The following is a 24,545-nucleotide window of genomic DNA, read 5'->3' on the forward strand; positions in this document are numbered from 1 at the left end:
CAGTCCGGCCCTTTTCGATTTTCATGGAGTTGAACGCGATGAAACGTGGTTTTCTGCTGGGCGTGCTCAGCGTGTTTTGCCTGACGGCGCAGGCCGGTCCGCAAATCAATGTCGGCACCGTGTACGACTATCTCGACGCCGATAAAAGTACTTATCTGAAACGCGTATTCAACAGCGGCGATGCTACAGCCTTCGTCAAGGTCAATGTGCTGGAGATCATCTACGGCGCCGATGGCGTGCCGCAGGAAGTGCCCGTGCAAAACGCTGCCGACGGCGCTTCACGCAATGGTGTGATGGCCAGTCCGGCGCGGCTGATCGTGCCCGCGCAGGGCATGCAGGGTACGCGTTTGCTGTACATGGGCGAGCGCGATCGCGAGCGCTATTTCCGCGTGCGCTTCGTCCCCGTGGTACCGGAAAAGGAAGACGACTTCGTGGTCAGCAGCGAGGAGCGCGAAGACTACAAAAACTCGCTTTCAGCCGGGGTCAACGTGATGACCGGTTTCGGCACGATCTTCTTTGTGCGGCCGAAGGACGCGCGTTTTGCCACCGTCATCAATGACACCGAAAAACGCTATGAACTGCGTAACGATGGCAACACCGTGCTGATTGTCGATGAGTTCAAGAGCTGCTCACTGAGCAAGGAAAGCGACTGCGGCGCGACCACCAAACATCATGTGCTGGCGGGCAAGACCTTTGCCTTCGATAAGGAAAAGGGCCGTCAGTACAGCTTCTTTCTGGTCGAGGGCAGCGAGAAGAAAACCATGAAGATCGCCAGTCGCTAGGTTTGTTTTCCATTGACGCATCGGGTAACCAACATGATCAAGCAATGCACCGCCGCCGCGCTGCTGGCCGCCACTGCGCTGACCGGCGCCGGGGCGTGGGCCGCGCGCGAAGAGCACACCTTCGAAGTGTCCCTGACCATTCCCAGCCGGCCGTTCTATATCATTCCGGCAGAACCGGGCTGGATTCACCGGCCACAGCGGCTTGAGTGGGACTATCAGCGCTCGACCCTCAGCGGGCTGATGCGCAATTTCGATGTGCACCATGACAGCAGCGCGATCGAAGCGCGTCTGGCCTACGACCCGTACCTGGAGAACGGTCGGCCCGGTGAAGTGATCGATCTGCGGGTCGCGTTCAATGATGTCGAGCTGAGTTCGCACGCCACTCCGCGCCAGGTGCTGTCCGAGGAAGAGGCCGCCGGAGGCAAGCGTGTGGCGTTAAAGATCGACCCGATCGAGCCGGCGGGTGGTTATCGCTCAGGCGATTACTACGGCAATGTGGTGCTGATGTTCAACGCCAGGGCGCCGGGGGCGCAATGAGGCAAAACAGATCAGGCTCATCGGAGGCAGGACTAATAATGAGAGGGTTTATTTGGCCAGTTTTACTGGCGGCGTTGAGCATCCCTCAGGCGCAGGCGATCAATCAGGAGATCCGTGCCTTGTTTCAACCGGACTCTTCCAGACCGGACAAGATGACGTTCGTCAACAAGACGCCGAACAGCGGTTATTGCGCCACCTATCCGGGCCAATGTGAAAATCACGGAATGTTCAGCATCGAATTGCCGGTACGTTTCAGTTCTACCCGCTATCTGGATCTTTTCGACTGGGCGGCAGTGAAGGCGCCCGCCAATTTGCGGCGGCTGACCGTGACAAACAGCCAGACCCAGGAAACGCAATCTGTGGAAATACGCATCATTGGCATGGGCTCCAAATATGTTTTGAGCAAACCGGCTGTTCGACTGGCAGGCGGTAGCAATGCGCTTGAAGGCCATAGCAGGTTATGGACCACGGGTAATTGGGTGCAAACGATACCCGCGCCTTGCTGGTACAGCGGCGCCGGTGCCTACGATGAAGACAGCTGGCGGTTTTTCTGGAAAACCACGCAGGAGGCCCATTGTTTCAAGGTGCCGGCGTACCACATTCCGTCGATGTATTTCGACAAGCTGGATTTCGCCTACGAGCTGCGCACACCTAACCCGTTGAATATGTCCACCGGCCGTTATACCGGTTCCCTGACTTACAGCCTGGGGCCTGGCGGTGATTTCGATTTGGGCAAATTGTTCGAGCCGGACGACAACAGCCTGACCCTCGATTTCGTTCTGGACGTGCAGCACACCTTGAAAGTGGACGTTCCGCCTGGCGGCAACAAGGTCGTGCTGGAACCGCAGGGCGGCTGGCAGCGCTGGCTGGACAGTGGACGCAAGCCCTCGCGTCTTTACCGCGATCAGATATTCCATATCTCCGCGTCATCGAAATTCACCATGAAACTTGAATGCGAGCATCGGCTGGGCTGGGGCTCGGGCTGCGCCATTACTGACGGCCAGGGTTTCGCTGGAGGGGTAGACGTCAGTGTCAGTCTGCCCAACGGCTTGACCGACAGCGCCGGGCAAGCGGTCAAGCGCATGCCATTGGGAGTCGAGGCGACAGCACCGTTTCAACCTGGCATGTATATCGATCGCAAGCCTGGCACCCTGCATTTCGAAGTGGGTGAGCAGCAAACCCACTGGATGATCGACAAAGCCCGAGGCCGGCCTTACACGGGCAATATCACGGTGATCTGGGATTCGGAAGTGAGTTAGTCGCGGTGTAAACCGGCCAGTCCTTGGCAGGGCCGGCCGGGTTGAAAGCCTGCCGCTAGAGATCCGCGACTCTCATCGCTTCGCGGGTCAGTTCTCTGGACAACTCTTTGCGCTGGTAACCGATGTCATCGATCAGTTTGTCGTAATGTTCCTGACTCATCGCTTCGCCAGAGAAAACCTCGGCGTGGGGGATGCCGAGTTGAGTCGCCAGTTTTTCCATTTTTCGCACCAGTGCATTGAACTGTGTCTGATCGGTCAGGTTGGCCCATTGCGCCTGTGCCGCGCGCAGTTCATCAAGCCATTCAAGTTTGTCCTCAAAGAGGCGATCATTGCGTTCGTACTTCGTCGGGTGGGTCTTGCGCAGATGACGCTCCCAGAAGTTGTCTGAAGACAGATTGATCATTTTATTGATCAACCCGTCGCCCTTCTCTCGATTCATGATCATTCGGTGAGCCAGTTCGATCTTCGCGTTAGTGACACCGGATCGAGGTTGATAGCGCATGCCTTCCGATTGCCAGGGCAGTTCCAGTCTTTGCGCCAGGCCGGTTTCGAATGCCAGATGAATCTCTACTTCATCCGGTGCAGGCTTTCTCGGATCGATCAGGTTCTGTTGCGCCTGGTTGCTGTATTCCACGCGAGCCTCGTCGCCCACCAAGTCCAGCCGCGCAGCACTGCGGGCCAGGCGTACGAGGGTGTTATCCAGAACCTGGGCCGATGTCGGCGCTGTATAGGCTTTGGACACCAGCACTTTCATTCCCAGTGAATTGAACAATTGCGCACCGAGATCGCCGCAGTCCTCCGGGGACACAATCTGTCTGAACAGTTTTTCGCGCAGCTCTGAATCGAGGGCGGCGGCTTCGACCATTTCCCAGACACGCTGGGTCAGCTTGCGGCGTGCGGGCTCAGTCCGGTAATCGGCGTTTTCTCTTTGTTTGGCAATCACGCTGAAAAAACCGGCGGAGTCCGGCTCGGCCATCAGGTCATGCCAGGTTTCTTCGCGATATTTGCTGACCGCCGCTGAGGGGCTGAAACCGCCAGACTCATCGGAAGATACTTGCCAATGGCGAAGCTCGGTTTTGATTGCCTGTGAATAACGCTGCTCAAAAGCAAATCCTGAAGACTCCCGGTATTGGCCAAAACGCACACGGTCTTCATTGGTGAGTCCCGATATACCAAAACGCGCGCGACTGAGAACGAACGCCTGTTCGGAGCCCGGCGTGACCTCGGGCAAGGTGTTGATCGGCGCCTGCCGCATATCGAGCATGAAACTGCGCGGTCGCTGCCGATTGTTGCTGCCCACCTTGAACAGCCCTTCGGGCCAGGTCTGGATGTCGGTGTTAGCCAGGCTCAGCTCTTCCAGCCGGTACATCCGCCCGACATCCGGAGGCAGGTGCAAGGGGTTGCCATTGAGGTTGAGGGTGCGCAGACGCACCAGTTCCTTGAGTTGAGGCGCCGAGCCGATGCGGTTGTCGGCCAGATCCAGATCTTCGAGTTGACGCATCTGGCCGATGCTGGAGGGTATCTCTTCAAGATTGCACTGGCGGGCGCTCAATTGGCGCAGATGAGGGAAGCTGCCGAGCAATCCCTCGGGATCTGCCGAGAGGGATGTTCTGTTGATGCGCAGTGAGGTGATCTTGTCGAGGTGCACCTTGATGTCGGGTTGCTTGCGCAGGTCTTTCCACCAGCGTTCGAGATCATAAGTTCTGAGTCCGGAGGTCAGGTCCAGCGTATAGCCCTGATCGGGATCCAGGCTGCGCTCACCGAACGGATCGCTTTTACGCTCGAAACATTCGATCAGCTGTTCTTCGATGTGCAGGCCGCCGTTTTGCGCGTAGTCCCTGGACGCTCCCAAGGGCATATGTCCGGAGTCGTCCATTGCGGCGGGATAGGTGTCCCGCCATTTCTGCAATGCACTCTGAAATTCCTTGCGTTCGCTTTCCAGCTTGGCAATCGCATCGGGTGCATTGCCGTCGCTCTTGCGCTGCAAGGCTTCAATAAAGGCGGCCACCTCTCTTGTGTTCATTTTCGGGTAGAGCGTACTGATGCGTTGTTCCGGCGTCGGTTCAGCCCAGAACCACGGCCAACCGCGCACCAGCGTTTCGGTCTCGATCGTCGCCACTGGGCGGATCGGCGGTTCTGCCAGCGCAGTTCGGCGCTGCGCTGGGGCGGCAGCCTGTTCCATGACCCACCGTTTCAACGGGCGCCCCTGACCGTGCCGGTAACCCACGGCTGGCAATGTTTCGGCAGGCACGGCCTGCAGAATCGACTCGTAGAAATCATCCGCGTCATGCAGTGTGCGGTTGCCTGCGTCGAGCACTTCATAGCGACCCTGCTCGTCGCGGATCAGGCGCCTGACGACGCTTGCATCATCGGGTCCGACACTGCAGCGCAGTGGCCCGTCATAGGTGCCGTCGCGCACTTCCAGACGCAGATCGGCAAAGGTGTCGGTGTTGAGCCTGAGGGTATTGAGGGCGAGGCGTTCACTGTCTGCGGTCATCAGCTCGTCATGATAAAAGCCCTCGTAGGCGCGGGTGGCGCAGGCTTCGAAAGCCATTTCGCGGGCCTGAACCTTGAGGCGCAACGGCAGGCGCTTTTCATCGGCGATTCTTTTCAGTTCGCTGGGTCTGGCCTGAGCCACTAGTTTTTCGGCAAGCGGCAGCGGGAGGTCGGGGAAGGTCTGTTTGACGATTCTGATGTCGGTGTTATCTGATCGTTCCCCTGCTTGATAGACATGACGGGAGACGTCGCCACGGCGCTCATCGACGGCATTGGCAAGCCGGTTGCGCAAGGCCGCGACGCGTTGCTCAGGGGCAATGTCCGGGCCCAGCAGGTGGTTGAATTGTTCATCGGAGAGGAAGTTCGCCACGCGATCCGGCAACTGGCCCGCATTCAGATCGTTGAGGCTGATGCGCAACGTCTCCGTCGGTGCAGCCTGCGGATTGCCATACTTGCGCGAGTAACCCGTCAGGCTGGCATCGGCAAACACCTCCAGCGCTTTGCTGTAAGGCCAGCCCGGCAAACCGGTCAACAGCGGTTCCAGCCAGACGGCCTGTGGATCGATCGGGCGGCCAGCGCGGATGTCGGCAGTCGCCGTGAGCACATCGTCGTAGGCGCTGAAGCGCCTGACCGTGTCGGCCAACAGCGGTGGAGGCGGGCTGTTGTCGATATGCATCTGGCGCAGGGCGTCGTGATCGGTGCCGCTGCCGATGCGGATCTGCTCCAGCTCCGTGGGCGAAAAACGTTCGACGCTGTGGCCCAGTCGCCGCATCAGCGCGTCATTCGACCAGTCTTGTGGCGTTTCCACTTCATGCACCCAGGCGCCGTGGCCGTTGTGTTCGATTTGCGGGCGGTAGGCGTTGGCGCGGCTCGGGTGCTTGATGCGGTGGGTGTTGGACGTCGCTGCAGGCGAGGCTTTTTCGACGACGTACAGCTTGCCCTCCAGTGGCAGGACGTGCTCGTTGCCGTACGGATGCAGGCCATGGCGGTCGGGTTTTGCGCCGGGCGCGAGCATCAGTTCATTGCGTTGGTAAGGGCTGAGGTCCGGGTGCCACAAGCTGTTTTTACCGTCGGGCAGCCTGACCGGTTTCATGCCGTCGACCAGTGGCGACAGCTTGATACGAAACGCTTCGCCGATCTGCGCGCCTGCTGTGAAAGCGGCCAACTGAATGATGTCGGTGACCACGCTGATGACATGCCCGGCAGCTTCCTGCCAAAGCCCTTCGGCCAGATCGACGATGCCTTCGATCACATCGCTGGTCAGTTGGTAGGCGGTGTAGGCCATCATCAGTTCGCCCAGTCCCGGCACGAATGGCGTGGCAATCAGCAGCGCCACGTTGAAAATGTCCGAAAGGATTTTCTTGAAGTTGTCCCACCACGCCCAGCGCGCCTTGCTGTCGGTGTCGGCGGTGGAGACGGCGATTTCCCTAGCGTCGTTGAGGATCTTGTTGAGCTTTTGCTGATAGGCGTGGCGCCAGTAATCGCCCTGCAATTTCACTTGAGCGAACTGCAGTCTGGGATTGTCCAGCGGGTCCTTGCGCCACGCCGGTTGCTGGTCAGTGGGATCCTGGCGCGGGTGATACCTGACCACGAACAGCCGTTGTTCCAGCTCGGCAAAGAAGTGCCCGCGCTGCTGATGGTCGACAAACTGACTGAAGAACTGGCGGTAGGTCTGTCGGGTTGTCTCGCTGAACCGGTCTTCGCGAAACTGGCGCGCCAACTCATCACGGAAGGCTTTCAGCGAGGCGTATTCCTTGAGCGGATGATCCGGGTCGTGGGGGATGTAGACGATCAGGCGTCGCACGCCACGGTTGTCCGAGACCGTGTGCGTCAGCAGCAGGATCCCGGTCAGCCGGGTGCCCAGCAGCGACAGATCGGAGCACTGCATCGAGCGGCCATTGAGCAGCAGTTGCGGTTTCTCCTCGGTCAGGCTCAAGAGCATTTTGTAGGCGTCGTACTGGATGTCGTCCTTGATCAGTGCCAGATGCGCGGCGACGGCGAGGGCGTCCTTCTGACTCTCGTTGACCTTGTACTGCAACACGCTCTCGGCCAGCGGTTCGCCGGGCAGCAGGTAACTTTCCAGGTGTTTTTTATACTGCGCGCCGATATCCAGATCGCGGCACAGCGCCTGAAACTGGCTGATCGGCATGGCGCTTTTGATCGGCAAGATATCAAACAGACCGCGTTCATCGGGTTGGCTGATGTAATCCGAGCCATGGCCGACCGTTTCACTGCTGGCGAAGTTGTGCAGGGCGGCATCCAGCAGCGAGACGGTGCGGGTCACGACGCCTGCGGAAAGGTCGATGGCGTACCACGGTTTGTCCTTGGGCAGGTACAGGCGCAGAAAGGTGGTTTTGACGTCCGGCTCGATGCCGTGCCGCTCCTTGATTTTTGCCTTGAGCAGCGGCTCGGCGAAGGCATGGAGATCGATTTTCGCCAAGAGATGGTCAACCTGGTTCTGCGACCCCCAGGCCTTGAGATTGGCCGCAGCGAGTTTGCTCAGATACGCGGAAGGCGCGTTGGTGTACCAGGCTTCGTTCTTCAGAGGTGAGGCAGCCAACGCGAGACCCCGGCTGACGGTGGCGCTTTTGAAGGTGTCGTTGACGGCAGACTTGATGAATTCGTAGTGCCGTCCTTTGTCCGCGTTTTCCGCAGGCAGGGGAGAGAGAGACATGGCCAATCATCCTTGATTGTTGAGGAGTGATCAGCCTACTCAGGGCAGGGCAAAACAAAAGTTCAAAGATCGGGAGGCAAACGGCTTTGCGCAGCGCCAATTCGACGAAAATTCGAATCTGAAAAATATATAAATACCACCCGCTGAAGCGAAAATTCGTCACCCTGATGCAGAAAAAGCCGACACGATTTGTTACCTCGCCGTAGGGCGCGGCGCTTCGAGCATCGCCACGCTGGCGGTCTGCGTCGGGTTGCACTGTGAGTCGCTGCCCGGTTGCAGATACGGCGTCAGAATCGGCGCCATGCCCTTGAGCACCTGCACTGGCAGGGCCGAGGTGAACTTGAAGTTCTCTGCCGAACGCCCCGGAACGAACGCGGTGAGGGTGCCGAAGTGGTGATCGCCGATGTAGAAAACAAACGTCGCCGTGCGGTTGATCGACTTCGAACTGAGGATGCGTCCGCCCGAACCGATGGCTTCGATCCGGTTGTCACCGGTCCCGGTTTTGCCACCCATGGCCAGTGGGCTGCCATCAGCCAGTTTGAAACTGCCGGAAACACGTTTTGCCGTGCCGGCGTCGACCACTTGCGACAGCGCTTCGCGCATGGCCGTGGCGACCTCCGAAGGCATCACCCGTTTGCCGACATGCGGGTCATTGACCAGTGCCGTTTCGTACGGCGTGCCGGCGGCGAAATGCAGGCTGTCGATGCGCAGCGTCGGCATGCGCACGCCGTCATTGAGAATGGTGCCGATCAACTCGGCCAGTGCGGCAGGGCGGTCACCGGAGCTGCCAATCGCGGTGGCCAGCGACGGCACTAGATGGTCGAACGGGTAGCCGACTTTCTGCCAGCGCTGGTGGATTTCAAGGAATGCTTCAATCTCGAGCATGGTGCGAATACGACTGTCGCGGGCGCCCTTGTGCTTGCTCTTGAACAGCCAGCTGTAGACTTCCTGACGTTCGAAGTGACTGGCCTTGACGATCTCGCTGAAGGTCGCGTCCGGGTGGTTCAACAGGTAGCCCATCATCCACAGGTCCAGCGGATGCACCTTGGCGATGAAGCCTTGATCGGGCAAATCGTAACTGCCGGGACCATAGGAATCGTAGAGGCGGATCAGGCGATCATCGGTGAGTTTTTCGGTGAGCTTGGTGCCTTTGAGGTGTGAGCGGACGAACGTATTGAAGTCTTCCTGACTGGCATCGGGCAGCAGGTAGCGATGCACGGCGGCCATGCGGATCGGCGTCGGGCGCATGCTGTCGAGGAAGGTGTCGAGGCGCGCTTGTGTGTCTTTGTTCCTGTATTTTTTCCAGAACTTGAGCTGGAACGCCGTGCCTTCGCGGTCGGCGAAACTTGCCAGGTATTCCTGCCGGCGCGGATCGCGATCGTCCTTGAGCAGTTCGGCACTGCTATTGGGCCCTGAATAAGTGACATAACGCACCACATCGCGCATCAGCCGAATGAACGGCAGGTTGATCGATTCACGCAGGGCATCGCGCAGGGTCGGTATGCGGCCGTTGTCTTCCTTGCGGAAGTTGTGGAACACATGCAGGCCGCCGCCGGTGAAAAACGCCTCGCCGGGGCTGGCCGAGTATTTGCGGTCGAGGGCTGCGCCGAGCATCTTCGACAGGTCGTGATCCTTGTTCTGGATCAGGTAATCGATGACCCACTGGCTCAAGCGGTCCTGATCGGGGACTTCGACTTTCTTCAGTTCCGGCACGCTCATGGCGCCGTACTTGTCGTGCAGTTCGGCGATGATTTGCAGGTAAGTGGTGAGCACGCGCATTTTCGCGGTGGAGCCGAGTTCGAGTTTGCTGCCTTCGTTGATATCGAACGGCTGGTCGGTGCTATCGGTCTGCACCCGCACGCGGGAACCGTCCGGGGTCAGTTCGAAGAGGGTAAAGCTGTAGCGCACTTGGGTGGTGCTGGTCGGGGTCAGCAAACGTTCACCGAGCAAGCCGATTTCGGCGGCGTAGGCCGGGTCGGCGAGTTTCTTCAGGTAAGCGGTGGCCTGGGTTTGCAGGTCGCCCTGCAGGGTGCTGGTGGCCGAGAGGTCGAGGCGGTCGAGGTCGTACAGCGGCCGGTTGAGCATGCTCGCCAGACGACTGCGGGCGACGCTGATGCCTTTGTTGGTTTCGATGGGTTGAATCGTCGGTTGGGTCTGCCAGTCGCGGTAGGTGACCTTGCTGGTCAGCGCGGCATCGGCCAAGGCGTTGTCGATCACACCGTTCTGTTTGAGCAGGCGCAAATGGCTGTCGGTGAGGTCGGCAAGCTCTTCGCGGCCCTTGGTCAGGTAATGCGAAGGGCGGCGCTGGGCGATCATCAGCGACAACATCTCGCGCAGGGCCAAACCTTTGGCAGCCATGGTCTTCGCATCGGTGGCCGGGCTGTTCAGTTGTTCGTTGGCCTGGTTGAAGTCGCTGCCGTACCAGACGCGCAGGCCTTCGGCCATGCCATGCACTTCGCCATGCCCCGGCACCGCCGACAGCGGCACGCTGTTGAGGTAGTCACGCACGATGTTCTGCCGTGCCCCGAGGGTTTGCGGGCCGGGCTGATAGGCGCGCACGCTGGCCGACATCATCTGCCGCAGTTTCTCGGCACCGGACACCGTCAGGCCATCCGGGGAATGCCGGTACTTTTCCAATTGCGTCGCCAGCGTGCTACCGCCCGCCGACTGCCCCGGCAGGTGCAGCAATTTTGCCACTTGCGACCACGCGGCCATGCCGAAGCGCGGCCAGTCCACCGCCGGGTTGGCCAGCGGCTGTTTCGGGTCGAGCAGGAAGCGGTTTTCGATGAATAACAGGCTGCTGACCACCACCGGCGGGATGGATTCGAAACTTGAATACAGCTGTTGTGGGTAGTTGTACTTGTACAGCGGTGCGGCGCGGCAATCGGTGATCGACAGCCCGGCCTGAATCTTTTCCGAATACGGCACGAACAGGCCCTTGTCGGTGTAGCTGAGCAGTGCCGGGGAAAACCGCGCCTGTTCGGTGATGACGTAGTTGCGTTTGAGCAGGCGCGGCAGGAATTCATCCAGCGAGCTGTAACCCAGGCGCAGATCGAACGGCCCATTGCCCGGATAGCGAATGGCTTCGCTGGGACCGGGTTCGAGGGTGTACGTCAGCGACGCGGCGTATTGGCTGAGCTCACGCGACTGGAAGCGCGAAGTGCGCATTTCCTTGGACGCAGCCAGCCCCACGACGATCGCGATAATCACCAGCAACAACCAGAAAGCCTTCCACCCATGCCGGTTGCGGCGGGGTTTTTCAGGGACAGGCGCTTCATCCACTCGTTCAGTCGGAACCACGGCTTTACTCGAATCGGTTTGCCACAAAGCGCCCATAGTCGATTGATCCATTCACGCAGATTGATCGGACTTGTCTGAAGCTTAGACGGTGGTTGGGGCTGGTGAAAAAAATGTGCGGGATGGGCGAGGGGAGTTGCTGAATAAATCTGGAAGGCGGGTGCCGGAGCGAAAATGAGCCTGAAGCAAACTTTGCGGCGAGGGAGATCTGAGCGGCCGCAATAGAACCGTTCAGCAATAAAGTTGACCAAGCGGACACATGACGATGCACCAATGCTGTGCAATACTCGGCGGCTTTTTCAGCGGCGAATAATCCTACGCTAAGCAGGTAAAGCCTCTCCGCAAACCGCGCTTTAACCGAGAGTTGTCGCTGAATGTTGTGGTTTATAGAGTGAAAACGCCTACCCAAGGCTTTTTATACTGCACGCCCCGCTGATCTTGCAGGTGGTCCTGCAAGACGCGTCTGCCCACGAGGCAGGCGCGGTTTCACAGCAGCCAAGGCTTACCGGCCGACGCTTCGAAACTCGGTGGTCAAATCCAATAACAAGACGAGGTTGCACCCCTATGCCAGTTGGCAATCACCTGCCTCACGGCGACACCGCTCAGGGCGGTCCGCTCAAACGCGAACTCGGCGAACGGCATATTCGCCTGATGGCGCTCGGCGCCTGTATCGGCGTCGGTCTGTTTTTAGGTTCCGCCAAGGCCATCGAAATGGCTGGCCCGGCGATCATGCTGTCGTACATTCTGGGTGGTCTGGCGATCCTGGTGATCATGCGCGCCCTCGGTGAGATGGCCGTGCATAACCCGGTCGCCGGCTCGTTCAGCCGTTACGCGCAAGATTATCTTGGCCCATTGGCGGGCTTCCTCACGGGCTGGAATTACTGGTTCCTGTGGCTGGTGACCTGCGTCGCGGAAATCACGGCGGTGGCCGTGTACATGGGCATCTGGTTTCCCGATGTACCGCGCTGGATCTGGGCCCTCGCGGCGCTGATCAGCATGGGTTCGGTCAACCTGATCGCGGTGAAGGCCTTCGGTGAGTTCGAATTCTGGTTCGCCCTGATCAAGATCGTCACCATCATTGCGATGGTCATCGGCGGCGTCGGCATCATCGCCTTCGGGTTCGGCAATGACGGCGTGGCACTGGGGATTTCCAACCTGTGGGCCCACGGCGGCTTCATGCCCAACGGCGTGACCGGCGTGCTGATGTCCCTGCAAATGGTCATGTTCGCCTACCTTGGCGTGGAGATGATCGGCCTGACCGCCGGTGAAGCGAAGAACCCGCAGAAGACCATTCCCGATGCGATCGGCTCGGTGTTCTGGCGGATTCTGCTGTTCTACGTCGGCGCACTGTTCGTGATTCTCTCGATCTACCCGTGGAACGAAATCGGCACCCAGGGCAGCCCGTTCGTGATGACCTTTGAGCGTCTGGGCATCAAGACTGCCGCCGGCATCATCAACTTCGTGGTGATCACCGCAGCGTTGTCGTCGTGCAACGGCGGTATCTTCAGCACCGGACGCATGCTCTACAGCCTGGCGCAGAACGGCCAGGCACCGGCCGGTTTTGCCAAGACTTCGAATAACGGTGTACCGCGTCGTGCACTGTTGCTGTCGATCGGTGCGTTGTTACTGGGCGTGCTGCTCAACTATCTGGTGCCGGAAAAAGTCTTTGTCTGGGTGACCTCGATTGCCACCTTCGGCGCGATCTGGACCTGGGTGATGATCCTGCTGGCGCAACTGAAATTCCGCAGAGGCCTGAGCGCCAGCGAACGTGCCGGCCTCAAGTACAAGATGTGGCTGTACCCGGTCAGCTCGTACTTTGCGCTAGCGTTTCTGGTGCTGGTGGTCGGCCTGATGGCGTACTTCCCGGACACGCGCGTGGCGCTGTATGTGGGGCCGGCGTTCCTGGTGCTGCTGACGGTGTTGTTCTACGTGTTCAAGCTGCAACCGACCGGTGAAACGCAGGGTGCGGCGCGTTCGGCCTCTTAAGTCGTAGCGGCTGAAGCAACGAAGCCCCGGTCGCGAGATTGGGGCTTTTTTGTGGGCGCTGTTGCAGCCCGACCGCCGGTCTGAAACAGCGATACAAACCCGGCGCCGAGGTTCAAATCTGTACCACTTGGCGCGGCAGTGAATAGAGGCGCAGCGATGAGGATCAGCGATTTTGTCGTTCGCGAACTCGGCCGGCGCCAGGTGCTGTTGTTCTTTCTGCTGGCGACCGGGTTATATGTTCTGCCGTTGATCCTCGCCGACTTTCCCTACATCGACGACAACTGGCGGGCACTGGCCGCCGGTAATGCCTGGGCCGGTTACGGGCGGCTGTTTGCCGACTGGCTGTATCAAGCGTTGACCTTCACCGGCGCTGCGCCGGATATCTTTCCCCTGCCGCTGTTGCTCGCCACTGTGGCGATGAGCCTGGCGCTGACACGACTGACATTTCACTACTTCCCCGAACCGACACTGGCCTGTTGTCTGGTGCCACTGCCGCTCTGGTACAACCCGTTCCTGCTGCAGGATTTGTCCTATCAATACGACGGGCCGAACATGGCCTTGAGTCTGGTGGCGATGATCTACGCGGTCACCTTTCACGGTTCGACGCGGGTGCAGCGCTGGCTGGTTCCGGCGGTATTGATTGCCCTGGGCATCGGGCTGTACCAGATCAGCCTCAACGTCTTTCTCGGCTTGTGTTGTGTGGAGTTGCTCAGGACGGTGCATCGGCGCGTCGCGTGGATGAAGATCTGGCACTTGCTCGGCGGCAAGCTTGCGCAGCTGGGCCTGGGCGTCGCGATCTATGCGGTCACCGCGTACCCGTTCATGGCGTTTTCTCGGCAAGCGGAACTGCTCGACCGGGCAGGGCATCCCTTCCTGCAGATCGGTATCAACATGGGGCGGGTCGTGGAAAAAACCGCGCTGCTATTTCACGGTGGATATCTGTGGGTGTTTGCCGCTCTGGTGCTTTTTGCGCTCTGGGGACTGGCACGACTCGCATGGCCGGAGCGGCGCGCAAGCGCTTTGATCATTGGCCTGAACGCTTTCGCGGTGCTGGTACTGCTCGTGCCAGGCATCACCTTGCTGTTTCGCGACTTCAACGAGGGTGCGCGAACATTGATGGGGTTCGGTGTGCTCCTGGTGTTTCTGTTCTATCTAGCCCGCCTGGCATTGGCGCCGCATCATCGTTTGTTGCCCTTGCTGCTGATCATCCCGCTGCTGGCGACGCTGTCGCTGTCCTTTGCTTACGGCCGCGTTTTGAACATGCAGAAAACCTTCGCCACCGCTGCCCTGTACAGCCTCGGTCACGACATCGCCGCTCATCGAGCACTGCGTGAAGCCAAACGTATTTACCTGTCGATCAATTACTCCGAGCGCTGGCTGGCGAGTGCCGAGGGATCGTTCCAACAGCTGCCGGTTTTGCGTTATCTGCTCAATGTCGATTACTACATGCTGGCCGAGAATCTGCCCTCGGTGGGCATCACCAACGTGGTTGCCGAACGTGAGCGGCGCAACGCGACCCACGTCGGTTATCTGGGTTACCCGGCACTGGTCGACAGTCTGTATTACCGCATTTATCTGATTGGCGATTACGGCTTTATCGTCATGCAAGAGCCGCCGCACGGGCGGTTGTTGCAGTGGTGAAACACTGACCACTCGTCGCATTCAGTCCTGCACCTGTAATTTCTGACAGTAGACCGCAACCCAGGCATGGCCTAGGTTGAACGTTCGCTAAAGAACGGCCATGGGCAAGGAATTGCGATGAAGGGATTCTCCGCATTGACAGTGATCGGCATCGCCGATGGATTGATTCACTGGCAGATCTTTTTTGTCCTGTGCAGCGCTGTCGGTCTGACTCAGGCCGTGAGCAATTTCGCCGCGTTTTGCGTGGCAGCAGCGTTCTCGTTTTACGTGAACGTGCTCTACACCTTTGAGCGCAGCACGTCGGTGTTCGGCTATCTGCTGTTTATCGGCGTGATGGCCGGGGTGAGTTTTGGCATCGGTTTGATTGCCGATGCGCGGAGTCTGCATGGATTGATCACAGTGACGTCTTTCACGCTGCTCAATCTGTTGTTGGGTTACTGCTTTTTCCGGTTTGTCTTGTTGCGCGAGCGACAGGAGTAAAGCGCCAGTCCATTGGGCAGACTGGCGCATTGGTGCGCTATGCAGCCGCTATTTCCTGCGGCTCAAAACTGTCCGCCCGCGCCATCTGCCACATCCGCGAGTAAAACTCGCCATTCACTTCCCCAGTGAGCAATTCCCCCGGTTTCAGGAACACATGCAACTGCGAGAACAGTTTGATCTCGGTCGCCGACATGCGCCGCACCAGGTGCTTGGCCGACAGTTGCGATGGATGCTCAAGGCCAGCCGCTGCCAACATTTCCGCCAATGCTTTGAGCGTGTTGCGGTGGAAGTTGAACACGCGCTGCGCCTTGTCCGGCACCACCAGCGCACGCTGGCGCAGAGCATCCTGCGTGGCCACGCCGGTCGGGCATTTGTTGGTGTGGCAGCTTTGCGATTGAATGCAGCCGATGGCGAACATGAAGCCGCGCGCGGAGTTGGCCCAGTCGGCGCCGATGGCCAGTACGCTGGCGATGTCGAAGGCGCTGACGATCTTGCCGCTGGCGCCGAGTTTGATCTTGTCGCGCAGGTTCAGGCCGACCAGGGTGTTGTGGACAAACAGCAGGCCCTCGCGCATCGGTACGCCGATGTGGTCGGTGAACTCGACCGGCGCGGCGCCGGTGCCACCTTCCTTGCCGTCGACGACGATGAAGTCGGGAAGGATGCCGGTTTCCAGCATGGCTTTGGCGATGCCCATGAACTCCCACGGATGGCCGAGGCAGAACTTGAAGCCCACCGGTTTGCCACCGGACAGTTCGCGCAGTTGCTGGATGAACTGCATCATTTCTATCGGCGTGGAAAACGCGCTGTGACGTGACGGCGAGACGCAATCTTCGCCCATCAGGATGCCGCGTGTTTCAGCGATTTCCTTGGTGACTTTGTGTTTGGGCAGGATGCCGCCGTGGCCCGGTTTCGCGCCCTGGCTCATCTTGATTTCGATCATCCGCACTTGCGGGTTCTGTGCCTGGGTGGCGAAGCGTTCCGGGTCGAAACGGCCGTCGCTGGTGCGGCAGCCGAAGTAGCCACTGCCCAGCTCCCAGGTCAGGTCGCCGCCGTGTTCGCGGTGATACGGGCTGATGCTGCCTTCACCGGTGTCGTGGGCGAAGTTGCCGAGTTTCGCGCCTTGGTTCAACGCGCGAATGGCATTGGCGCTGAGCGAACCGAAGCTCATCGCCGAGATGTTGAATACCGAGGCCGAGTACGGCTGACTGCACTGCGGGCCACCGACGGTGACGCGGAAACTGCTCGGGTCGCTCAGTGGCGCCGGGCGCATCGAGTGGCCGATGAATTCGAAGCCGGATTGATAGACATCGATCAGCGTGCCGAACGGCTTGTCGGCGGTTTCGTTTTTCGCTCGCGAATAGACCAGCGAACGCTGGGCGCGGGAGAAGGGCAGGGCATCGCTGTCGGACTCCAGCAGGTACTGGCGGATTTCCGGGCGGATGCCTTCGACCAGATAGCGGATGTTGCCGAGGATCGGGTAGTTGCGGCGCACTGCGTGGGGGCTTTGCAGCAGGTCGAACAGACCGATCAGGCTCAGCACGCCGGTGACCGCAGTGATTGGCCACAGCCAGTCATGTTCGAGAAAAGGCAGGCTGGCGAGGGTGAAAATCACGCAGACGGCAAAGAAGGCGTAGCGGCTCAGGAGTGACAGGCTCATACGGTTTCCTTGGTTCGGACTCGGAATAATCAGCGAAGATTGAGGGATAAACACATTCCCCTGTAGGAGTGAGCCTGCTCGCGATAGCGGTATATCAGCTACAAATGATTTGACTGACCCGACGCTATCGCGAGCAGGCTCACTCCTACATGAGGCAACTTCACCAAACGATCAGGCGTTTTGCGCCTGAAGAAAAATCGAAAACAGCTCGGACTGGGATTTGATCCCCAGCTTGCTGTACATGTGTTTCTTATGGACTTTCACGGTTTCTACGGAGATTTCCAGCTTACGGGCGATTTCTTTACTGGAGCAACCGCTGAGCATCAAGCGCCCGACATCCAGTTCCCGGGCCGTCAACTGCGCGCCCTTGAGTTGCTGCACCGAGGCTTCCAGTTGCACCCGCCAGTCAGCCCGGGCAGGGGCGCCGGCGAGGGCCACGGTTTCGTTGATTTCATAGGGTAGTCGTTGGCGCAACAAACCCAGCACCCAAGGCTGAATCAATGACAGCAGGGCAATCTGTTCGCCAGTGAAACGTTTTTCACTGCCCAGTGACAGGCACAACGTGCGATCACCTTCGAGCTGACAATTGAACTGGATTTCATCGGCCACGACATTCAGACGAAAGTATCGCTGGTAATACTCGGTCAGTTCGAAATGCTCCGGCGCCACTTCCGAGAGGCGATACAGACCGGTGCGGGTTTGCTCGCGGCAGGCGATGTAAAACGGGTCGAGCAGGTACAGACCACGCAGATAATCCTGAAACAACGGGTCAGGATTGCCATCTTCGCCCGGGCATTCGGCGAAGACTTGCGGGTGTTGATCGGCGCTGAACAGCAGCGCCACCCAGCTATCGAACGGCACGTACTGGTCGAGCAAACGCACCAGTTGCGCCCAGAAATTCGGCTTGTCGAGCGCGTCGATCAGTTGCCCTACTGCGCGGTGCCAGGTGATGTCGTCAAACGAAAGTGTCATCGATCTACCCCTATCGGGTTACCCCGGCCGCGTAATTCCCTGGCCGGCTGCTTGCTGCGCATACTGGCCCACAGACAGCCACCGGGCAATCTTTCAGCGCCCGACGCTCATAACAAGGAACTCCCATGAAAGTCGAACTCGCCCAACTGGCGGGCCGTGACAATGCCACGGCATACAACCTCGAACGCGCACTGGCAGCGATTGCCGCGTGTGCGGCCGACACGCAATTGATCGTGTTCCCGGAAACCCACCTGATGGGCTTCCCGACGGCCGAAACCGTGGCGCAAACCGCCGAACCGCTCGACGGCCCGACCGTCAGCGCGGTGCGGGCTGCGGCGCGTGAACGCGACATCGCCGTGGTGATCGGCATGGCCGAGAACGACAACGGTCGCTTCTACAACACCACGCTGTTGATCACCCCTGAAGGCATCGCCCTGAAATATCGCAAGACGCATTTGTGGGCGTCGGATCGCGGTGTGTTCGAGGCAGGCGACCGTTACGCCACCTGCGAGTGGAACGGCGTGCGTGTCGGCCTGTTGATTTGCTACGACATCGAGTTTCCAGAGTCGGCCCGGGCCTTGGCGCAACTGGGTGCCGAGTTGCTGATCGTGACTAACGGCAACATGGACCCGTACGCGCCGACTCACCGCACCGCGATCATGGCCCGTGCCCAGGAGAATCAGGCCTTTGCGTTGATGGTCAATCGCGTCGAGGCCGGGGATGACGGTTTGATGTTTGCCGGTGGCAGTGCGCTGGTCGATCCGCTGGGGACGTTGCTGTTCGAAGCCGGGCGTGAGGAGGGGACGTTCAGCGTTGAGCTGGATTTCGCGCGGTTGGAGATTGCGCGCAAGGATTACCGCTATCTGGACGATCAGCGGTTGAAGTTGCCGGGGGAGGTGGTGGAGCACGGCGATGGTGTTCGTGAATTGTTGATTCCATGCCGTTAACCGCTGCCCTCACCCTAGCCCTCTCCCGGAGGGAGAGGGGACTGACCGAGTTGATTGTTCGAGGTAAGCCGACCTGAAATACCGAGTCGCACTCAGGATTTGGAACTGCGAATTCACGTCGAACTCAGGATTTGAAAGCCATGGAGATCTGCTCCCTTTCCCCCTCTCCCCCCTGGGGGAGAGGGCTGGGGTGAGGGGGAAAAGATTTCAAGTCGAACAAAAAACTCAAGCCACACCAGAACAACAAAACCAACCCGAAAACATTCGCCGAACCCGGCTCTGCCATAAATCCAATAACATTCGGAGTAAGTCGCCCATGGCTCGTTTGCAACGCACCCTTTCACTAGGGTCGGTGGTGCTGTTCGGCATCGCCTACATGACGCCGATCATTGTCCTCGGTACCTTCGGCATCCTCGCTCAGTCCACCGCCAGTATGGTCCCCGCCGCGTATCTGGCGGCGCTGGTGGCGATGTTCTTCACCGCCATGAGTTACGGGCGCATGGCCGCCGCGTTTCCAGTGGCCGGTTCCGCTTACAGCTACGTGCGCAAGGCAATCAGCCCGAAACTCGGCTTCATCGCCGGTTGGGCGGTGTTGCTCGATTACCTGTTTCTGCCGATGGCGATCTGGCTGATCGGCGCGGCTTATCTGGCCTCGGCATTCCCGTCGATCCCGCAATGGATCTGGGTGCTGGCCTTTATCGGCATCACCAGCGCGATCAACATCATTGGCCTGAAACTGGCCAACGGCATCAACGCCTTGCTGATGCTGGTGCAGTTCCTCGTGCTGATCGCTTTCGTCGCGCTGTGCGTGCACTACATCGGTGGCGATGCGAGCACGCCGTTGTGGTCGATCAAGCCGTTCTTCAACGGCGACATGCAGATGCCGCTGATCATGAGCGGCGCGGCCATCGCCTGCTACTCGTTCCTCGGCTTCGATGCGGTCAGCACGCTGACCGAAGAAACCCGCGACCCACGCCGCACCATCCCGCGCGCGATCATGTTGATCACCTTGATCGGCGGGCTGATCTTCGTTGGCGTTTCATACTTTGTGCAGATCGCGCACCCGTCGTTCCAGTTCGACAGCGTTGACTCGGCCGCCTATGAAATCGCCCGCAACATCGGCGGCGACCTATTCGTGTCGATCTTCCTCATCGGCCTGATTGTCGGCCAGTTCGCCTCGGGGCTGTCGGCGCAAGCCAGTGGCTCGCGACTGCTGTTCGCCATGGGCCGCGACGGCGTGCTGCCCAAGTCATTTTTCGGCACCTTGCACGCGCGCTTCGGCACACCGGTCAACAGCATCCTGCTCTGCGCCGTGGTGGCGTTGCTGGCGCTGAAACTCGACGTGACCACTTCGACCTCGTTCATCAACTTCGGCGCGTTCCTGGCGTTCAGTCTGGTCAACCTGTCGGTGATCTTTCATTACTGGATCGGCGGCGAGAAAAAAGGCCCACGCGAGCTGCTGCTGTTTCTGCTCTGCCCGTTGATCGGGCTGGTGGCGGACTTGTGGCTGATGGTCAGCCTCGATCACCTGGCGGTGTACCTGGGCTTGAGCTGGCTGGCGATCGGCGTGGTTTACCTGGCAGTACTCACCGGTGGTTTCCGTCGCCAGCCACCGGAAATGGACTTTCAGGAAGCGACCTGAGGCGCCTTCAGGCAGCGGGTCGGCTCTGGCGCATTGGCAACTCGACGCGAAAGGTCGTGCCCACCCCCGGTTCGCTGCGTACCGAAATGTCGCCACCGTGCTTTTTCACAATGCCGTAGGACAGGGACAGGCCCAGCCCGGTGCCCTGGCCGACCGGTTTGGTGGTGAAGAACGGATCGAAGATTTTCTGCAGGATCTCCGGCGCAATCCCCGCGCCGGTGTCCGCGACTTCCACCCACGCCGTGTCTTGTTGTTGCCCGGTGCGCAAGGTGATGGTGCCGCGTTCGGGGCCCATGGCCTGCGCCGCATTGACCACCAGGTTCATGATCACCTGATTGATTTGCGACGGCAGGCATTCGATGTCCGGCAGGGGCTGGTACTCCTTGATCAGGTCGGCCTTGTACTTGAGTTCACTGGCGACAATGTTCAGGGTCGACTCGATGCCTTGTTGCAGATTGGCCCACTGCCATTGCTGATGGCTATCGACCCGGGAGAAATCCTTCAGGTCCTTGACGATCTGCCCGACGCGGCCAATGCCTTCCTTGGATTCGCGGATCAGCACCGGAATGTCTTCGAGGAGAAAATCCAGATCGGCGTCTTTGCGCAATTGCTCAAGCCGCGCCACGGATTCGCCGTCTGGTGTTGGCCCAAGCGTCTGCCAGGCATCGAGTACGCTGAGCAATTGTTTGAAGTAGCCGTCCAGCGTGCCGAGGTTGGAGGAGATAAAGCCAATCGGGTTATTGATTTCATGGGCCACGCCCGCCGCCATTTGCCCCAGTGAGGCGAGTTTTTCCGACTGCACCAACTGACTTTCCAGTTGCTTGCGCTCATCGATTTCCCGCTGCAGTTCTTCGCTGGCCTGCTTGAACTGGGCGGTGCGTTGATCGACCAGATGTTCCAGGTGGTGCATTTGCAATGACGCGCGTTCGGTCATCTGCCATTTGGTCAGCAGGGTGTTGGCCATCTGCTGCACTTCGATGTTGTCGAACGGTTTCTTCAGAATCAGCAAGCGGTCATGGGCCTGCAGACGCTCCAGCAGTTCATCCCAGGAATAATCCGAGTAGGCGGTGCAGACCACCACTTGCAACTGCGGGTCTTGCTGCCAGAGATGCTCGATGGTTTTCGCGCCATCCCAGCCGTCGGGCATGCGCATGTCGACAAAGGCCAGCGCATAGGGGCGTTGTTCCGCCAAGGCCTGGTTCAGTTTGCCCAGACCTTCCTCGCCGCCATAGGCCGAGTCCAGCTCGAACGGCGGACGTTCGGCGCGCACCTGAGCGCCAAACAGTGCTGCTTCCATCTCGTCCAGTTCCACTGACTGCGCCGCCGGCGGCGCGAGAATCTTGCGAAAGTCTTCATGGATCGACGGCATGTCGTCGATCAGCAGAATGCGGCGGTTCGACAGCTCGCTCATGCGCTCTCCGTGACGCTGATCAGGGGGATCTGCAAGGTGAACAATGCACCCTGGCCCGGGCCGTCGCTGTGCGCGGTGAGGTGGCCGTTCATCTCGATGGCGGCCAAGGCGCAACTGTGCAGACCGAAACCGTGGCCTTCCTTGCGGGTGGTGAAACCGTGGGCAAAGATCCGCGTCATGTTTTCCGCGGCGATGCCTTCGCCGTCGTCCTTGACGCTGATTTCAAGGAAGTTGTCATCGACAATTTTGACCGCCAGGGTCATGGTCCGGGGGCGGTTGCTGAGGTCGGACATGGCGTATTTGGCGTTGCTGATGAGGTTGATCAGGATCAGCAGCAAACGGTGTTTGTCGCCCATCACCTGCGGCACGTCGGCGTACTCCCGGACCACCGTGACGTGGTGCCGGGTCAGAGCGCCGGCGTTCATGCGCAACGCGTCTTCGAGCAATTCGTTGATGAACAGCGGTTCGGTCATGCTGTTGGCGCCGGCATAGGATTGCTGGGTGGCGACGATGTCCTTGATGTGGTCGACGCTTTTGTTCATCTGGTTCAACTCGTCGAGCATTTCCTGCTGTTCCTGGGTAATGGCGACCACCAATTGGTTGAGGTAGCTGGGGAGCAATTTGCCCTTGGCGTCTTCGCTGAGGAACACGCCGAGGTCATCCGGGTGTTCGTTGATCAGTTGCATGGCCTTGCCCAGGCCTTGGGCCTTGCTGTTGCGCAGCTTGCGCGTAATCAGGTCGCTGGAGATGTTCACGCTGTTGAGCACGTTGCCGACGTTGTGCAACACATTGGTGGCGATTTCCGCCATGCCGGCCTGACGTGCCGCGTCGAGCAGTTCGCTCTGGGCGTCCCGCAGTTCCCGGGTGCGTTCTTCGACTCTTTGTTCCAGTGCATCGTTGGCCGTTTGCAGGGCGTTATTGACCCGATTGATTTCGGCGAAACTACCGATCAAACGAATGGCCAGCCACACCAGCGACAACACCAGCAAGACCGAAAACAACAGCAGGTAGAAGTGGTATTGCCGGTCGACCCGATCGGCGCTTTGCTGGTCGTGATCGAGCATGGTGGTGATGTTGTCGAGGCGCTCGGCCACGGGGATGTTTTCGATGCTTTCGAGCAACTGATTGACCACTGGCTGCTCGCGCGCAATCAGCGAGATATGGCTGCTCAGGATTTTGATCGGGGTCTGAAACGCGAGCGGCAGGCGTTGTGCATTGACTTTCAGCTTGTTCAGGCCGACCTCGATGTCGGCGGCCCGGTCCTCGGAGGTGACCTGGGCGAATTCGAGGGCGCTGAGCAGCAGGTCGTAGGTGTCGGTGGTGATGTTTTGCAGCTGCAATTTATCGAAGTCCGACAGGCTGGCCAGTTGCTGTTGGATGTCGTCTTCAGCGGTGGGCAAAAAAGCCAGGGAGTTGCGTAATAGTGCGTTGTGCGATTTGAACTGTTCGACCAGACGGGTCTTTTCCTGCATCGCCTGCAGGAAGCTTTCGTGAGCATCGTTCCATTGCGTCGAATCGTTGCGCCCATGCCCGGACTCGATCTCGTCGAAGCGCGCCCAGAGCCGGTTCATCTCATTCATCGGTGACACCAGTGGATCGTAGTTGTGGGTCAGTGCCACCCTGGCCTTGAGGATCTCGTTCTCCCACTGCGAATTCTGCTGTTTGATCTGCCGGATCAGATCCCGCGATTCGGTGTACGTCATGCTCTGGTCAGAGCTGGATTTGAAGTACAGGAACAGCAGGATCGAGGCCAGCGCCAGGGCCACCAGGGTCAGCAACAACAGGCTGCGTCGCCGCGAAATGTTGATCATGGCTGGTCCTCCCGTTGGCCGGTCAGGGTTGCGAGAAACAGCATGATCAGCCGTTTGTCCTCAGCGCTCGGCATCCGCCCCAACTGATACTGGAACATCACATCCACGGCGCGTTCGAGGGTAGGGGCCGATCCGTCGTGAAAGTACGGCGCGGTGATCGCGACATTGCGCAGGCTCGGCACTTTGAACACGGCCCGGTCTGCTTCATCGGCGGTGACGTTGAAGCGACCCTGATCGGCCACGGTCGGGTTGCCGCGATCGGCAATGTAATCGCCGAACACGCCGAATTTCTGGAACATGTTGCCGCCGATGTTCACTCCCTGATGGCAGGCAATGCAGCCGTACTCCTTGAAGCGCTGGTAACCGTACTTTTCCTCCAGAGTGAGGATGTCGGTGTTGCCGAGCAGGTATTGATCGAAGCGTGAGTTGGGCGTCAACAAGGTGCGTTCAAAACTGGCCAGCGCCTGCTGGACGTTGGCCTGGGTCACGCCGTCCGGGTAGGTGGCGGCGAAATCACGACGATAGTCGGGGTCGTTGCCGATGCGTTCGATCACGGTGCGCCAGTCGCTGCCCATTTCATGGGGGCTGGTGATGACGACGTTGCTCTGTTCCTCCAGCGTTTCGACGCGGCCATCCCAGAACTGACGGAAATTGAGGGCCGCGTTGAACACGGTCGGTGTGTTGACGGCCACCGGTTTGCCGTCGAAGCCCAGCGACAAGGCGCGGCTGTCGGCACCGTTCTTGTCGAGTTGATGGCAGCTGGCGCAGGACAGCGTGTTGTTGATCGACAAACGTGGCTCGTGGAATAGCCGTCGACCGAGTTCCACGCGCCGGGGATCCTGCTGCGGCACCGCGGGCAGCGGTTTGAGCGGCTCGTCCAGCGGCTCGGCACTGGCGCCGATACAGACTCCGCACAGCAGCAACGCGATGCCGTAATGGAAAAGGCTCATCGG

General features: G+C 59.5%; 15 protein-coding genes. 8 read left to right on the forward strand and 7 right to left on the reverse strand.

The features are described from left to right. Positions 1-38 precede the first annotated feature (38 nt). The 3 genes from H8F23_RS04235 to H8F23_RS04245 are packed head-to-tail and all read left to right on the forward strand — an operon-like array spanning position 39 to position 2,578. Positions 39-782, forward strand: a complete 744-nt coding sequence (locus H8F23_RS04235; protein WP_194933523.1) for a molecular chaperone — start codon at positions 39-41, stop codon at positions 780-782. Between the two features lie 33 nt (positions 783-815). Then, on the forward strand, positions 816-1,319 hold the full coding sequence (locus H8F23_RS04240; RefSeq protein WP_194933524.1) for a CS1 type fimbrial major subunit: 504 nt from the start codon (positions 816-818) through the stop codon (positions 1,317-1,319). 38 nt (positions 1,320-1,357) lie between these two features. Further along, a complete protein-coding gene (locus H8F23_RS04245; RefSeq protein WP_194933525.1) occupies positions 1,358-2,578 on the forward strand; it encodes a hypothetical protein in 1,221 nt (406 codons plus the stop codon). 55 nt (positions 2,579-2,633) lie between these two features. Here the strand turns inward: H8F23_RS04245 and H8F23_RS04250 are convergent, their stop codons facing one another. Both H8F23_RS04250 and H8F23_RS04255 read right to left on the reverse strand, forming a co-directional pair. Then, positions 2,634-7,748, reverse strand: a complete 5,115-nt coding sequence (locus H8F23_RS04250; RefSeq protein WP_194933526.1) for a dermonecrotic toxin domain-containing protein — start codon at positions 7,746-7,748, stop codon at positions 2,634-2,636. A 192-nt stretch (positions 7,749-7,940) separates the two neighbouring features. After that, on the reverse strand, positions 7,941-11,084 hold the full coding sequence (locus tag H8F23_RS04255; protein ID WP_194933527.1) for a transglycosylase domain-containing protein: 3,144 nt from the start codon (positions 11,082-11,084) through the stop codon (positions 7,941-7,943). Positions 11,085-11,609: 525 nt separating this feature from the next. On the opposite strand from H8F23_RS04255, the gene H8F23_RS04260 reads away from it, so the two are divergent. The 3 genes from H8F23_RS04260 (at position 11,610) to H8F23_RS04270 (ending at position 15,152) form a co-directional block, all read left to right on the forward strand. After that, on the forward strand, positions 11,610-13,031 hold the full coding sequence (locus tag H8F23_RS04260) for an amino acid permease (protein ID WP_194933528.1): 1,422 nt from the start codon (positions 11,610-11,612) through the stop codon (positions 13,029-13,031). 156 nt (positions 13,032-13,187) lie between these two features. Beyond that, positions 13,188-14,672 carry a glucosyltransferase domain-containing protein gene (locus H8F23_RS04265; protein WP_194933529.1) on the forward strand — a complete coding sequence of 495 codons (1,485 nt, stop codon included), beginning with the start codon at positions 13,188-13,190 and terminating at the stop codon, positions 14,670-14,672. 117 nt (positions 14,673-14,789) lie between these two features. Beyond that, on the forward strand, positions 14,790-15,152 hold the full coding sequence (locus H8F23_RS04270) for a GtrA family protein (protein ID WP_194933530.1): 363 nt from the start codon (positions 14,790-14,792) through the stop codon (positions 15,150-15,152). A 37-nt stretch (positions 15,153-15,189) separates the two neighbouring features. Here the strand turns inward: H8F23_RS04270 and H8F23_RS04275 are convergent, their stop codons facing one another. Next, the gene (locus H8F23_RS04275) at positions 15,190-16,809 is read right to left on the reverse strand and encodes an FMN-binding glutamate synthase family protein (RefSeq protein ID WP_194933531.1); all 1,620 of its coding nucleotides are present in this window, start codon (positions 16,807-16,809) and stop codon (positions 15,190-15,192) included. Positions 16,810-16,980: 171 nt separating this feature from the next. Then, the gene (locus tag H8F23_RS04280) at positions 16,981-17,781 is read right to left on the reverse strand and encodes a helix-turn-helix transcriptional regulator (RefSeq protein ID WP_194933532.1); all 801 of its coding nucleotides are present in this window, start codon (positions 17,779-17,781) and stop codon (positions 16,981-16,983) included. Between the two features lie 125 nt (positions 17,782-17,906). Between H8F23_RS04280 and H8F23_RS04285 the strand changes: the two genes are divergently transcribed. Continuing rightward, positions 17,907-18,728 carry a carbon-nitrogen hydrolase family protein gene (locus H8F23_RS04285; protein ID WP_194933533.1) on the forward strand — a complete coding sequence of 274 codons (822 nt, stop codon included), beginning with the start codon at positions 17,907-17,909 and terminating at the stop codon, positions 18,726-18,728. Positions 18,729-19,044: 316 nt separating this feature from the next. Continuing rightward, positions 19,045-20,370 (forward strand): APC family permease, encoded by a 1,326-nt coding sequence (locus H8F23_RS04290; RefSeq protein WP_194933534.1) that lies wholly within the window; start codon positions 19,045-19,047, stop codon positions 20,368-20,370. Between the two features lie 7 nt (positions 20,371-20,377). On the opposite strand, the gene H8F23_RS04295 is transcribed toward H8F23_RS04290, so the two are convergent. From H8F23_RS04295 to H8F23_RS04305, 3 genes are read right to left on the reverse strand one after another with little or no spacing between them, the layout of a single operon-like run. Next, complete coding sequence (locus tag H8F23_RS04295) at positions 20,378-21,781, reverse strand: ATP-binding protein (RefSeq protein WP_194933535.1); 1,404 nt, start codon at positions 21,779-21,781, stop codon at positions 20,378-20,380. Then, the gene (locus H8F23_RS04300) at positions 21,778-23,592 is read right to left on the reverse strand and encodes a DAHL domain-containing protein (RefSeq protein ID WP_194933536.1); all 1,815 of its coding nucleotides are present in this window, start codon (positions 23,590-23,592) and stop codon (positions 21,778-21,780) included. Before H8F23_RS04300 ends, H8F23_RS04295 begins: the two co-directional genes overlap by 4 nt. Further along, entirely contained in the window at positions 23,589-24,542 is a 954-nt protein-coding gene (locus H8F23_RS04305; protein ID WP_194933537.1) for a cytochrome-c peroxidase, read from the reverse strand. The genes H8F23_RS04300 and H8F23_RS04305 overlap by 4 nt, the downstream gene beginning before the upstream one ends. Positions 24,543-24,545: the final 3 nt, after the last annotated feature.

Origin of the sequence: Pseudomonas neuropathica, from assembly GCF_015461835.1 — a bacterium.
Classification (GTDB): Bacteria; Pseudomonadota; Gammaproteobacteria; order Pseudomonadales; family Pseudomonadaceae; genus Aquipseudomonas; species Aquipseudomonas neuropathica.

Excerpts from the sequence above, each read along its gene's own strand:
- H8F23_RS04235 (WP_194933523.1), top strand. The coding sequence starts at position 39 with ATGAAACGTGGTTTTCTGCTGGGCGTGCTCAGCGTGTTTTGCCTGACG.
- H8F23_RS04240 (WP_194933524.1), top strand. The coding sequence starts at position 816 with ATGATCAAGCAATGCACCGCCGCCGCGCTGCTGGCCGCCACTGCGCTG.
- H8F23_RS04245 (WP_194933525.1), top strand. The coding sequence starts at position 1,358 with ATGAGAGGGTTTATTTGGCCAGTTTTACTGGCGGCGTTGAGCATCCCT.
- H8F23_RS04250 (WP_194933526.1), bottom strand. The coding sequence starts at position 7,748 with ATGTCTCTCTCTCCCCTGCCTGCGGAAAACGCGGACAAAGGACGGCAC.
- H8F23_RS04255 (WP_194933527.1), bottom strand. The coding sequence starts at position 11,084 with ATGGGCGCTTTGTGGCAAACCGATTCGAGTAAAGCCGTGGTTCCGACT.
- H8F23_RS04260 (WP_194933528.1), top strand. The coding sequence starts at position 11,610 with ATGCCAGTTGGCAATCACCTGCCTCACGGCGACACCGCTCAGGGCGGT.
- H8F23_RS04265 (WP_194933529.1), top strand. The coding sequence starts at position 13,188 with ATGAGGATCAGCGATTTTGTCGTTCGCGAACTCGGCCGGCGCCAGGTG.
- H8F23_RS04270 (WP_194933530.1), top strand. The coding sequence starts at position 14,790 with ATGAAGGGATTCTCCGCATTGACAGTGATCGGCATCGCCGATGGATTG.
- H8F23_RS04275 (WP_194933531.1), bottom strand. The coding sequence starts at position 16,809 with ATGAGCCTGTCACTCCTGAGCCGCTACGCCTTCTTTGCCGTCTGCGTG.
- H8F23_RS04280 (WP_194933532.1), bottom strand. The coding sequence starts at position 17,781 with ATGACACTTTCGTTTGACGACATCACCTGGCACCGCGCAGTAGGGCAA.
- H8F23_RS04285 (WP_194933533.1), top strand. The coding sequence starts at position 17,907 with ATGAAAGTCGAACTCGCCCAACTGGCGGGCCGTGACAATGCCACGGCA.
- H8F23_RS04290 (WP_194933534.1), top strand. The coding sequence starts at position 19,045 with ATGGCTCGTTTGCAACGCACCCTTTCACTAGGGTCGGTGGTGCTGTTC.
- H8F23_RS04295 (WP_194933535.1), bottom strand. The coding sequence starts at position 21,781 with ATGAGCGAGCTGTCGAACCGCCGCATTCTGCTGATCGACGACATGCCG.
- H8F23_RS04300 (WP_194933536.1), bottom strand. The coding sequence starts at position 23,592 with ATGATCAACATTTCGCGGCGACGCAGCCTGTTGTTGCTGACCCTGGTG.
- H8F23_RS04305 (WP_194933537.1), bottom strand. The coding sequence starts at position 24,542 with ATGAGCCTTTTCCATTACGGCATCGCGTTGCTGCTGTGCGGAGTCTGT.